Source organism: Marinifilum flexuosum (assembly GCF_003610555.1).
GTDB lineage: Bacteria > Bacteroidota > Bacteroidia > Bacteroidales > Marinifilaceae > Marinifilum > Marinifilum flexuosum.
On the sequence record NZ_RAPQ01000008.1, the window covers coordinates 134,148 to 146,681 of the forward strand.

Consider the following 12,534-nt stretch of genomic DNA (forward strand, 5'->3'; position numbering starts at 1 on the left):
TTAGACGTATGAAGAAAATAGCCTTTTTTACCCTACTCGCAAGTTTGTTTATTAGTGCCTGTACTCAGGACAAACAGATTCTTTGGCAATTGGGAGAAAACGATAATTCCTGTGCTGAGTTTGCCTTGGCTCCCGGCGGATATAAAGACTATATCGCCAATGATTTTGGTTGGGAAGACAAGTACTTCCTGATTGGAAAATCGGATGCAAAAAAGGATTGGCCATACATCATTCCGGGCATTAGCGATACCTGGGGTGGCACCTGGGGAACAGCCGGGTGGAGGTCCAGCACCCTGAACATCCTCTTTGGAATTGAATCCCTTCCCAAGAGAGGGGATTGGAAACTGACAGTTGATATTCTGGATTGCAATTCGAAAGATTTGCCCCTTTTCAAGGTCACCGTAAACGGTACATCGTGGAAATACAGCATACCGGAAATCAGCAAGAACTCTTCTATTGATACTTTGCCGGAAAATCCTTCGGAATACCTCATTGAGATACCTCTGCCTGCCGACCTTATCCGTAAAGGGGGGAACCAGATTAGCATGACTACCCTGCAGGGATCATGGTTGAAGTTTGACCAGATTAAGCTGGAAGGACCTGAAAGTGTTCGTTTGGTAGCTGATGACAAAGTGCATATAAGGGGTGTGAAGGCAGCTGAGTATGAGTTAGACATCGATGGAAAATCGGTCCAGCCCTTGCTGGTGGATGTGGAACACCTGCAGGCAAGGCCCAAGCTGACCGTTATCCTCGATGGGAAGGATATCTTTTCGGAGACCGTGGAGCAGGGAAGGTACGAATTTGAAGCGCCCATGCCTGCCGTGAAATCTCGAAAAGAGAGCAACTATGAGATATGGGCCGATGGAGTTAAGATTCAGGAAGGGGAAGTGATACGTTCCGCCCAAAAGAAAAGAACACCAGCTGAATATGTTGATTCGAGAATGGGAAGCGGCCACTCCCGCTGGATGATTGCTCCAGGACCATGGATGCCATTTAGCATGGTGAAACTGAGTCCCGACAACCAGAATCCAAGCTGGCAGGCGGGCTACGATCCCAACTTCGAATCAATAGGATGTTTTAGTCATATCCACGAATGGACCATGGCAGGACTGGGAATCATGCCAACCAACGGCCCTTTGCAAATCAAGGTGGGCGACGAGAAAGATCCGGATAGCGGCTATCGTTCGAGAATCGACAAGGCAACGGAAACTTCGCGCATAGGCTACTACAGTGTCGATTTGACCGATTACAACATTCAGGCGGAGCTGACAGCTTCTACACGATGTGGATTTCAGCGATACACCTTTCCTGATTCCGATGACGCAAGAATCTTAGTAGACCTGCAGATTCCTTGTGAATACACCTATCAGAACAGGGAGATAGAGCTGAAGCAGGTGAGCGATTACCGAATTGAAGGTTTTAGCCACCAGTTAACGGAGAATACCTGGGCCGGAGGCATCGATCAGGAGTACACCATTTACTATGTGATTGAGTTCGATCAGCCCATTGGCAAGATGGGAACATGGATAGACGATAAAATTAGCGATGCAAAAGCCATTCATGCCAAAGATGTTAAGGATGCCGGTTGTTATGTGGAGTTTAGCACCAGGAAAAGCAACCAGGTGCAAGTGCGTACGGGGATTTCCTATGTGAGCATTGACAATGCTGCTGAGAATTTAAAGACCGAGGTTTCCAATCCTTTCGGTTGGGATTTTGATTCCCTAAGAGCTCATCATGTGTCTGAGTGGAATAAGCTGTTGGGTCGAATCAATATATCGAGTAACGACCAGCGCGAGAAGATGCGTTTTTACAACAACATGTATCGCTCATTGTGCAGCCGTAATATATTCAGCGATGTAAACGGAGAGTGGCGAGATGCTGGCGAAAAGGTACGAAAGATGAAGGATCCTTCTTCTCCGGCCTTGGGTTGCGATGCATTTTGGAATACCTTCTGGAACCTGAATCAGTTCTGGAACCTGGTAACTCCTGAGTGGACCAATCGTTGGGTAAAATCACAACTGGCCATGTACGATTCTAATGGATGGCTGGCAAAAGGTCCTGCCGGAATGGAATATGTTCCCGTAATGGTGGCAGAACACGAAATCCCTTTGATTGTTGGAGCCTACCAAATGGGGATTCGCGATTACGACGTGGAAAAAGCCTACGAGGCGGTTCGCAAGATGCAGACAACACCTGCGCAAAAAGTAGGGGGTGGATTTGCCGGTAACCGTGACCTGGTAAGCTACCTGAAACATGGCTATGTGCCCTACGACAAGGGACGTTTTTCCAATTCACTGGAGTACTCCTACGACGACTGGACGGTTTCACAGTTTGCCAAAGCCTTAGGCAAGAAGGCAGATTACAAGAAGTTCCTTTCGCGAGGCTATTACTGGAAGAACATCATTGATCCAGACCTTGGCTTTGCGCGTATGAAAGATTCGAAGGGAAAATGGTTGCCCGATTTCGATCCGTACAAATCAGGAGCCAACCACCACTATGTGGAAGGTAACTCGTGGCAGCTAAGCTTTTTCGTTCCCCAGGATGTTCCTGCTTTGGCTGCAGCCATTGGCAAGGATCGCTTTGTGGAGCGATTGGATTGGGGATTTGGCGAAAGCTATAAAACCAGGTTCAACGGAATGAACGACCTGTACTGGAACTATCCTGTTGTTCAGGGAAATCAGCAGTCCATGCACTTTGCCTTTCTTTTTAACTGGGTGCAAAAACCTTGGCTAACACAGAAGTGGAGCAGGGCCATCATCGATCGTTATTACGGTTATGGCGTTGCCAATGCCTACCTGGGCGATGAGGATCAGGGACAGATGAGCGCCTGGTTCATCATGGCATCCCTTGGCCTGTTCCAAACCGATGGGGGCTGTCGTGTTGAGCCCGTATATGAAATTGCCAGTCCGCTCTACAAAAAAGTGGAAATTGATTTGGGCAAACGATTTGGCAGGGGAGAAAAGTTCGTGATTGAAGCAAAGAACGCCTCCCGCCTGAACAAGTATGTGCAGTCGGCAAAACTCAATGGCAAGCGCCTGCAAGACTTTAAATTTCCTGCCAGAGAATTACTCAAAGGAGGAAAGTTAGAGCTTGAAATGGGCCCTGAACCTAATCAAAAGTGGGGTGTGCAGTAAGACAAAAAAACATCTTTAAAAGATTTATATTGCTGTAAAGGCTGTCCTAATGGACAGCCTTTATTGATAAAACTAAACTATGATTAAGCAATTACAAAATCTCTTGTATTGCTCTTTCTAAAATTTCATCGGTATTTCTATTGTCCCAATTCATTTGTACATTAATATCAGCTGGAACTCCCTTTTCCCAATATGGACTCATGTTTAAGTTAAGTGCTTGTGTAATGGAGAATCTGTAGGTCCAGCCATTTGGTAATTGACCACCATTTGGCATACCAAGGCCGCCACCCGTATAATCTCCAACTAATATCATATTATCAATAGCCTTAGTAGCAAGAGCAGTAAATGAACCAGCACTATAAGTTGATCGGTCAACCAAAACCATAACCTTATTTTGATATCTGATTCCTTCATGTGGAGTTAATATAGCTGGCTCAGCTTTACCAAAGGCATCATGATCTTTCCCATTTTTTATTCTCGAATAGTACAAAGTGGTTTCTTTTTCAACGAATCGAGCCAAAAGGTTGAAAATGTCTGTAGCAGCACCGCCACCATTTTCTCTTAAATCCAGAATTAAACCTTTGGTATTTTTATATCGGTTCAAGATGAAATCCAACTGATCATCATCTACGGTTCCTGTAAAGGATGGAAATCTGATGTAACCGATTTGATTGTTTTCGATGAAATCGTGCTGGAAAGGACCTGTGATAAGGTAATTTCGAGGTAAATAGTTGTCTTCAATAATTCTCCAATCAAAATTGTCTTGCGCTTGATATTGCACCCCAAATCGTGAAACATTAAAGTTCGACATTAAGTTGGTGTGATCATCTTTTAATTCAGAAAGCATCCCACCCAATATGTCAAACAACTGTTCATCTGTGGTTTTATCGGTTATTTTGCTTTCGTATTTGATTTTAATTTCGTCCCAGTCAATATCTTTTACATCAAAATAGGAATACTTTTCATTGCATTGTTTCCAAAGGTATTCAAAGTTGGTTTTTGCATCTGTTGACTCCAGATCTTTATCCAATATAATTGATTCGCAAGAAGCTAAAAATGGGATGATTAATATTAATAAGTATTTTCTCATGATCTATTTGGTTTTAAATAGTAAGGCAATTTTTAATTTGTAGTTTGCCATCTCGAACTTGTCAAGATTTCCTCCGGTTTTATAGGCATCAAACCCATATCCCAATCGAATGGCATTTTTGTTTTTCAGAAAAACAGTGTAGTTCAATTCTGTTCCCAATCTATACCCACTAAACATTTTTAGTTGATGATTATCAAATACATTTGGGTCATTTGTAATACCCGAATTGTCATTATAGATATAACCATTTCGATAGGTGTTATTCATTAAAGCGAATTTCATCTTAAAAGACAATGCTCTCTTTCTTGGCTTCACATTAAAAAACAGAAATTTGGACCTGCTGTCATTGGAAATATCCCAAGACAATTTTCCTGCTGCAAAAAGAGTTGAAAACACCTCTATACCAGTAGCATTGTTTTGAAATGATGGGTTATTTCGAATATGAAATGAGTTATGCCATTCGCCACCCACTTTTAGGTTCCATTTTTCTTGCTGCCAAATCGGATAAAGTTTTGAGTAGGATAAGTTGTAAATGGAAACCGTTGAAGATGCAGTATGACTGTTGGTTGAATTGCTAGCTAAACCAGTTGAAACAGAAAAAGACAGATCTCTTTCTTTTCCCTCTTTCCATTTTACAAATCCCAATTCAAAATGCTTTAGGCCACCTGTATAAAATAGGGGAGATGTAGCCATATCTCTCATTTTAATGCTGTTTAATCCGGCAGCAATTTTTATAAATTTGTCTGAATCCTGATTTTGATTGTCAAAACTTCCCTGGCTATAACTTAGGTTAGCAATCAAAATTCCTGTAAAAACTAATAATATTTTTTTCATGAAATTTTATTGTGTTTGTGCTATAAATAGCTCATTCTCTTAATTTATTTGATAAATGTTATGCTTGTCTTATGGTAAGACAAAAAGCGTCTGACCTACACGTATAGGAAAATGAAAATTATTTCAATTTTTTCCAGCTCGAGTCTATTTTCTGGAGCTCTTCTAATACTCCTTTTTGATGATCAGCACCATACATCACAATGATCTTATCATACTTTGAGTTTTGGATGTGTTCTGCAATGACTTTATTGCGATGATTTAAGATGATATCCATTACGCTTTTGTCGTTGCTGAAATTGAAATCTCCGTACAATGGCACTTGTAAATCTTCATTATTAAGTAGAATTTCTCCGTGTCTGTTTTCGTATTCCTGAATCAGCTCCTGAGGTGTGATATCTACATTAAAATCGAGGGAGTTAACCTGATTCATAAATTGTTCGTTCTCTTGAAAAACCACACCTTCAACCTCTATTCTTTCAATCATTAAACTGTATCCTTTTTTGGAAGGAATCATACCAACAATTTTCTTTGTTTTTCGAAGCGTAAGAGTATCTGCAGTTTCGTAGTCGATCCATTCATAAAACAGTACATACCCATCTTCCTTGTATCTTTTTACCTCCTGGGCTACATTGTCATAAAATTCCTGCTGTCCTAAATGGATCATATCAATAAAGTGAACCGATTTTTTATTAGAACTGAAATCAGCAGATTCTACTTTGGTATTCGTTAGTCTTTTATGGAATTGAATGGCATCTTTAAAGCTGCATGAACTCACGATTAGAGCGAGAACGAAGCCAACTGCTATTTGAATTGATTTGTTCATTGTTAAGATCTTTTAAAAGTTTAATTCCTTCGTTGATTGCTGAATTGTGTGTGCCTTTATCAACTGATATTACTTTGGCTTTTCTCTCTTTTAGAAATTGCACTTCTTTTTCATTTAAGCTTCCAACTTGTTCATCAGTAGTGCCAAACACATAAGTTACTTTTGATAGGTTTTTGCAGGCCTTTAATTTTGAGGTATATCTGTTATGACCTAAACCTGCAGCTAGTTTGCTCATGTTTCGATCCAGAATATCTTTCTGTTTTTTAATCTTTATTTTGAATTCATGGTTTCCCTTATGTAGGAACATGCCGTTTTTTCCCTCGCTAAAGGCATTCCATATCTCTGGATCGATATCAAGTCTTCCAACCATGATGTAATAAGCATCTGCTACATCAGTACCATATTGAGCAAGTAATTCCTGGGTCATAAAAGCACCAAATGAAATTCCCAGTACATAAACCTTTTTGCCTTGTGATTTGAAATAGCTGATCACTTTATGCAAGTTTGCCACACTCACTTTATCAAAATTTTTTGCCTGATCAAAAGTGAACTCCTGATTGGTGAATTTTTCAGGTTCTTGAGTTTGTACTTGATGCACATTTATATACAATTGATCTTGTAGTTCTGCATTTCGGATTACACTAATAAATTCATCTTCGAAAAGCTCATTTACCGGCCCTCCCTGTGTATTTACAATTACAATATCTGATGAAGGATTACCGTAAAACACTGCCAAATCTTTTATGCTGGTAAATTGTGTTGAATCTAATTTCTGAATGGCAGGAACCATTGTAATTTTCACACTGTCTTTGCCTAAAAATGAGAACTCTTGTGCATTTAGCGAAATGATTTTGGAAGGATTACTTTCAATGCTGTCACTTGTGTTAAAAACAATTTCATGAGTTTCCGGGAAGTATCTCCAGCTTTGTTTTACTTTCTGATCTGGTAAAAAATAGGTGATACTATCAGATTCGAACAGTAATTTTGATCCTAGATACACTTCTTTCAGATATTCCTTATAATCACCTTCATTCTTAAGTATTTTGTTCTTCTGTCTTTTTTTAGATGAAGCTAGAATCTCTTTATAAGCTTTTTGCGACAAATATGTGCTTGATTCCAAAGAGTATTGCCACTCTTTATTTAAAAGGTATTTGATTGAAGCATCTTGATTTTGTGATACACTATTGTACTTTGCAACAGAAAGCTTCTGTGCAGATCCTTCAAATGCCATACATGCGATAAGTGCAACGATTGCTACAAATAAAATAAGTTGTCTCATTTTTTCTCCTTAATTTGGTTTGATACCTACAAAGGAGATGAGAAAAATTTGGTATGGGTTCCGAAATGTCGTTAGAGCACTTCGGAATTCTGAAAAGACTATTAAATTCCTAAATTCGAATTTTTTAAAAATTGTAATGGAGTGATATTCAGTTCATTTTTAAAAGCACTGTAAAAAGAGCTGTTACTATTAAAACCAGCCTCAAAACCGACACCTTCCATGTTTAAGTGTTCTGAACTTTTATTTTGTAAGAGCTTTTTGGCTTCTTCAACACGGTATCTATTGATAAAACGGTTGAAGTTTACATTGCAAATGCCATTAATACTTCCGGAAACAAGGCGAGGGTGCTCTCCAATTTTATCGGCAATGTGAACAATGGTCAAATCGCAATTCAAATACAATTTTTCTTCACTTAAGAGTTCTTTTATTTTTGTTACAACTTGATTTTGCTTCTCCTTTTTATCATCTACCGATAGACTTTTTGCAGCATCTCTTGGTTTGCTTGTAAGATTGTTATCAACACTAACCAGATTGATAGAAGTTTGTTGAAGCAAACCATTGTAAGCAATCCAAAATGTAATGAACAAGCCCAGTAAGGATTGAAATAAATCAGCGATAAAGCCAGAAAATACAATCTCTGAAACAATAGCAAATACAAAAGATATGATAATGGTTAAAATGGCTGTGTGTAACCATTTTAATTCTCGGTTTTCAATGGAACTGTATTGGTTTTTTATCAGTTTTGAATGCTTTCGAATCTTTCTGAAGATGAGTACTATTAAAGTTAAGCCAAAAAGAACTCCCATCAATTCGAATAGAGCATAGGCAAGCGATTCTTCAATCGCCGTTTTCATTTGAAGAGGCAATAGGAACTTGCCGGTATTGAGAATGAAATCAATACCTCCTGGAATTAAAAGATAATAGCTCGATTTCTTCGTTTCTTCAATTGAAACTCTCTCAACATACAAGTACAAAAGAGTAGGAAGAAGCCATAAGAAATTAAAGGACAAGATATCCAGGAAAGGATTCTTCATATAGGCGTTGAAGAAATCAAATATTTCGGATAAGGCGCTTAATCCTGAAACTACAAGAAAAATACCCAACAATAGTAAAGAGTTTTTCTTTTTGCTGTTTAAAATTAGAAGAAACAAACCCACAGAAATGGCTTGCCACATGTCAATGGTATCCAATAAAAGAATGAAAATCTTATCCAGTTCCATATTTTAAGTTTCAGTGTTTAAGCTATAAAAGTATAGTTTTGATTACTATAATCGTATGTTGCAAAATACTGCTTATTTCGGTTAGATTGGATACGTGTAAGTGGGTATTTGGTTGTCGTTACTTCTTGATGTAAAATACTTATACTGTAAACGCCCCATTCGAAAGAGTGGGGCGTTTTTTGTATTAAGCGTAGTTGACATTTAAAGTTTTACACTGTACCTACATGTGTTTTTTTGGTACTACCACAATGTGGACAAGCTATGTCCGAGCTAAATAAACCCGGTTTAGTGTTTCTACATTGAGCACAATATTGTCTACCACATTTATTGCATCTCCAAGCAGCATAAGACAGCAATCCACCACTTGATGTACCACAATTTTCACATGCATTAATTTTGTTTCTTCCAAAAAATCCCATAAATAATAGTTTTAAAAGTTATTGTTTTTGTGTATTAACTGTATTTGCATTAATATTTTGAATATCTATTCATAAATGAAAATTTAAGTACTCTTCAAACCAATAATATGTTTGTATGAGATATTCTTTGTCTTAGATTTCACAATTCCATCCTCTTCAAAATCATATTCAATTTTCACTGTACCATTGGCGTTAATTGGTTCAATCACTTTGGCATAATAGAATGTTCCATGAAGAAACAATAGACAAATTTTACCGCATTTTAATTGAGATGGATTAAGTTCCAATTCATTTTCAGTTTTGTAAGGAAAAAATGAGTCAATACTTAAAAACTCCTTTTCTTCAGAATTCCTGTATTGAATTTGAACTTGATTTCTTTCTGGTAAAATATGCTTTATCGAACCTAGAATGATTTGATTTCTAACTTTACCAGTTACATTATCATTTAGGTGGTAGGTTATGGTGCAAAATTCTTTGTCTTTTACAATTTGTCGTTCAAAGGTTGTGTTAGGGTTATATTGAAAAACTAAATGGCTATTAATTAGTTCAATACTACCATCATCTAGTTTTACTTGATATTGTTTGCGTTTTTGATGTAGACCAATTATTTTCCCTTCTCGAAAGCCTATATACTTATTAGAGCCTGGGTTTGATTCGTCATAAAAATGAATCCTATCATTTATGGCATATTCAAACTGGAACTCTTCCTTTGATTTCTTTTTCTTGCTTTTGTTTTTGGCATCTATATAATTTCCCTTAAAGCTCTTATCCGTTATGCTTCCATCAAAATAACCATCTATGTATCCTGATAAGTTACCTAGTGCTTTTTGAACAGCTTGCCCAGTTACAGTATTAACAAATGCTGTTGATCCTCCTTGTACTTTTAATCCTCCCAGAAAACTCTTTTCTAAAGAGATATCACTTTTGCCAACAGCCTCTTGCATTTCGGTACAAATAAATTTGATTTCACCTGTTCGAATGTCCACAACTCTTAGCGTAATTTTAACAATGGCTTTTAACTTTTTAAATTTTACATCAGAAACATATTTAGAACCAAGGTTCTGACCACTAATGGTTTCTGCTAACTGAAGAGCACCTTTTAATGGAATACCTGATGATACCTGCACAACATCAGGTTCATGCATTGTTCCAGTTATTAAATAGTCAACACCGGCCATTCTGCCAACTCCCATTAATTTTGAATCTGTAAATCCATCCTGATTTAATGCCACTTCATCCATTTGTAATCCAAGAGTTTCTCTATCTATGATCTTATATTTGTCTTGAGCAAATAAATTTTCAGTAAGCAGGTCGCTGATGTAGATACCCAAATACCCTCCAGTTGCACTTGTTACTTTTAAGGGATGCACAGATAAAGATTTACGTAAAAGAGAATAATTGTTCGATTCTTCACTTGATAACTCAAATGCTCTCATTCCTTTTTTTAGTGCTTGCAACGATGAGGCTGGATATGCTCTGGCGACAGAGTAATCAGAATTAACTTCTGTAACTTCAAGAGTTGAGATTACTTCATCTTTCTTTTTGATTTTCTTACCTGAAATAGGATGAGTAAAATAGTCTCCCTCCTTAATTACACTTAATGAACAACCAATTTTACAATTGCTAGAATTTAAGTCTAAATAGACTTGATTTCCTTCAATAGCAAGAATATAACTTGAATTGTTTGTGGTTTGAGAAAAACTAAAGTTGACGGATAATATGAGTACAATAAAAAGTAGTTGGAATTTTTTCATAGCTTAATTGGTTAGCTTTAATAAATGATTGTATTTCAGAAGGGAAGTTTCATTATTGAGTTATTCTAACAGGTACATATTAATAGATGATTAAAAGAGGCTTTTTCCGAACTTACACATAGATTTCACAGAAAAGTCAAGAATCAAAAGATCTAAAATATTTGTAAAGTGTAGCTGGTAAAGTCCATCCAGTTTGCTGACAACCTTACAATTTTCGATTAATATTCATTTACTGCTTTTTTGATGATGAATTAAAGCTTGAATCGAAAACCAATAGAGCCTCCAAAATGTTTAGATTTCTCAATGTTATATTTTTTTGAGTCTTTGATTAACAAATAATTAAATTGAAAGAAAAACCATTTAACTCCTGTAGTTAATGAAATTTCTCCCTTACCAACGGGGATGTCACCTGATTCAATAACCCATGATTTTGGTTCAATAAACTCATATTTAAAAAGGCTAATTGATGGTATTATGTAGAATTTGGAATAGTTATTAAGAACATTATATCCGAGTTCAACATAGGGTGTCACTGAATTGTCCTTATTGGCAGCATCACCTTTATATCTTGCTCCTAGACCCACGTGGAATTTGTTAATTCTATAACTTGCACCTAAGGCAGGAACAGGTTGATTATCATAAAAGGAAGTTTTTGCAATTAAATGCCATTTGGCAACTTTATTGGGTACTGAATTTGATTGTACACCAGGTAGAGAAAAGTTTGAAGCTGCCTTATATATTAATTCCTCTTTGTTATTGAGAATCTTATCATTGTTGTGTGCCAATGATTGAAAATGTATTAACAAGGAAAGTACAAATAGAGTAGTGTAAATTTTTTTCATATTAATAATTTTAAAGATAGTTGTATCATTTTCTTATTGTACAATTCTTCTTCAAACATTAATGTTATTTGTAGAAGAAGAAAATTTAACGAATCATTAATGAAAAATGCCTGATAGTTTATTTAATTCGGTTTATTAATTGTTGTTCAATTATTGGTTCATAATGATTAAAGTGATATTTAGGTTTTACGAGTACGATGTAAAGAAAATATCATGTGAAAAAAGATAGAATAGCACTTAGTGCTACACTTTTAGTTTAATATATTTTGTTTGCGTAATTCGACCTACTGTATAACATTACACAAATCAATATGCAGGGGATGATAAAAAGACAAAGGGAGAGAGGTGTTGTTTATTATGATTCTTAATTGTAGTAATTATTTAAGCATGGATATTTTTAACTACATTCGTTAGTCATAAAAAGAAGATATTAGCAATTGCAAACTAAAACTATCCCACTACATGAATGTTGTTATTGTTGAGGATCATTCTGTTCTCTTATATGGGTTGACCGACATATTAGAGAACAAATTAGATGATCCATTAATTAAAGGATTTTGCACGCCTGCAAAGGCAGAATTGGAAACCAACTGGGCAGAGATTGATCTGTTAATTACCGACCTCGAATTTAAGAATGATGAGAGTGGTTTGGATTTGACAAAGCGCTTAAGGTCTCAATTTCCCAAACTTCGGATTATTGCTTATTCTACTCACAAGATTCTTTCTGTTCTTAACGGATTAAAAAAGAATGGTTTCAACTCCTATGTTTGCAAAGAAATGCCAGTAAAAGAGTTGTTGGTTAGTATAGATAAGGTAATGCAGCAATCTCCAAAAGTATTTTACGAGAGCAATTCTTACAAAACTTTTATGCATGAACGTAAACTTGTTGAGGAGAAGATGTTCGCATCTAGTTATGAACGAAATGTTTCCCTAACTCCAACGGAGAAGTTAGTGTGTAAGAAGATATCTCAGAATACACAAATTACAAATCTGGATTTGGCCATTGATTTAAAAATGGAACTCAATACCTTAAAGAAACACATCACCAGTATATACAAGAAATTGGGGGTGAAAAGTAAGGAAGGAATTATATTTAGCAGCAGTTCGGATTAAAAGAATAAATTATTGTCCTTTAAAAA

9 protein-coding genes are annotated in these 12,534 nt (G+C 36.6%); 2 read left to right on the forward strand and 7 right to left on the reverse strand.

The window, feature by feature from the left end:
- Window positions 1-8: 8 nt before the first annotated feature.
- Complete coding sequence (locus BXY64_RS00655) at window positions 9-3,134, forward strand: GH92 family glycosyl hydrolase (protein ID WP_120238072.1); 3,126 nt, start codon at window positions 9-11, stop codon at window positions 3,132-3,134.
- Window positions 3,135-3,225: 91 nt separating this feature from the next.
- Here the strand turns inward: BXY64_RS00655 and BXY64_RS00660 are convergent, their stop codons facing one another.
- The 7 genes from BXY64_RS00660 to BXY64_RS00695 all read right to left on the reverse strand — a co-directional run bounded on the left by BXY64_RS00660 (window position 3,226) and on the right by BXY64_RS00695 (window position 11,395).
- Window positions 3,226-4,224 carry a S41 family peptidase gene (locus tag BXY64_RS00660; protein ID WP_120238073.1) on the reverse strand — a complete coding sequence of 333 codons (999 nt, stop codon included), beginning with the start codon at window positions 4,222-4,224 and terminating at the stop codon, window positions 3,226-3,228.
- A 3-nt stretch (window positions 4,225-4,227) separates the two neighbouring features.
- Complete coding sequence (locus BXY64_RS00665) at window positions 4,228-5,058, reverse strand: hypothetical protein (RefSeq protein WP_120238074.1); 831 nt, start codon at window positions 5,056-5,058, stop codon at window positions 4,228-4,230.
- Window positions 5,059-5,176: 118 nt separating this feature from the next.
- Window positions 5,177-5,881 carry a hypothetical protein gene (locus BXY64_RS00670; protein ID WP_147375838.1) on the reverse strand — a complete coding sequence of 235 codons (705 nt, stop codon included), beginning with the start codon at window positions 5,879-5,881 and terminating at the stop codon, window positions 5,177-5,179.
- On the reverse strand, window positions 5,814-7,160 hold the full coding sequence (locus tag BXY64_RS00675) for a hypothetical protein (RefSeq protein WP_147375839.1): 1,347 nt from the start codon (window positions 7,158-7,160) through the stop codon (window positions 5,814-5,816). Before BXY64_RS00675 ends, BXY64_RS00670 begins: the two co-directional genes overlap by 68 nt.
- A gap of 101 nt (window positions 7,161-7,261) precedes the next feature.
- Window positions 7,262-8,380: a helix-turn-helix domain-containing protein gene (locus BXY64_RS00680; protein WP_120238077.1), complete on the reverse strand. Its 1,119-nt coding sequence runs from the start codon at window positions 8,378-8,380 to the stop codon at window positions 7,262-7,264.
- 502 nt (window positions 8,381-8,882) lie between these two features.
- A complete protein-coding gene (locus BXY64_RS00690; protein ID WP_120238079.1) occupies window positions 8,883-10,553 on the reverse strand; it encodes a CsgG/HfaB family protein in 1,671 nt (556 codons plus the stop codon).
- 251 nt (window positions 10,554-10,804) lie between these two features.
- Window positions 10,805-11,395: a hypothetical protein gene (locus BXY64_RS00695; RefSeq protein WP_120238080.1), complete on the reverse strand. Its 591-nt coding sequence runs from the start codon at window positions 11,393-11,395 to the stop codon at window positions 10,805-10,807.
- A gap of 462 nt (window positions 11,396-11,857) precedes the next feature.
- Between BXY64_RS00695 and BXY64_RS00700 the strand changes: the two genes are divergently transcribed.
- On the forward strand, window positions 11,858-12,508 hold the full coding sequence (locus BXY64_RS00700) for a DNA-binding response regulator (RefSeq protein WP_120238081.1): 651 nt from the start codon (window positions 11,858-11,860) through the stop codon (window positions 12,506-12,508).
- Window positions 12,509-12,534 lie beyond the last annotated feature (26 nt).

Bases quoted from the DNA above. Each gene is read 5' to 3' on its own strand.
- BXY64_RS00675 (WP_147375839.1), bottom strand. From the start codon at position 7,160: ATGAGACAACTTATTTTATTTGTAGCAATCGTTGCACTTATCGCATGT.
- BXY64_RS00695 (WP_120238080.1), bottom strand. From the start codon at position 11,395: ATGAAAAAAATTTACACTACTCTATTTGTACTTTCCTTGTTAATACAT.
- BXY64_RS00660 (WP_120238073.1), bottom strand. From the start codon at position 4,224: ATGAGAAAATACTTATTAATATTAATCATCCCATTTTTAGCTTCTTGC.
- BXY64_RS00665 (WP_120238074.1), bottom strand. From the start codon at position 5,058: ATGAAAAAAATATTATTAGTTTTTACAGGAATTTTGATTGCTAACCTA.
- BXY64_RS00690 (WP_120238079.1), bottom strand. From the start codon at position 10,553: ATGAAAAAATTCCAACTACTTTTTATTGTACTCATATTATCCGTCAAC.
- BXY64_RS00670 (WP_147375838.1), bottom strand. From the start codon at position 5,881: ATGAACAAATCAATTCAAATAGCAGTTGGCTTCGTTCTCGCTCTAATC.
- BXY64_RS00700 (WP_120238081.1), top strand. From the start codon at position 11,858: ATGAATGTTGTTATTGTTGAGGATCATTCTGTTCTCTTATATGGGTTG.
- BXY64_RS00655 (WP_120238072.1), top strand. From the start codon at position 9: ATGAAGAAAATAGCCTTTTTTACCCTACTCGCAAGTTTGTTTATTAGT.
- BXY64_RS00680 (WP_120238077.1), bottom strand. From the start codon at position 8,380: ATGGAACTGGATAAGATTTTCATTCTTTTATTGGATACCATTGACATG.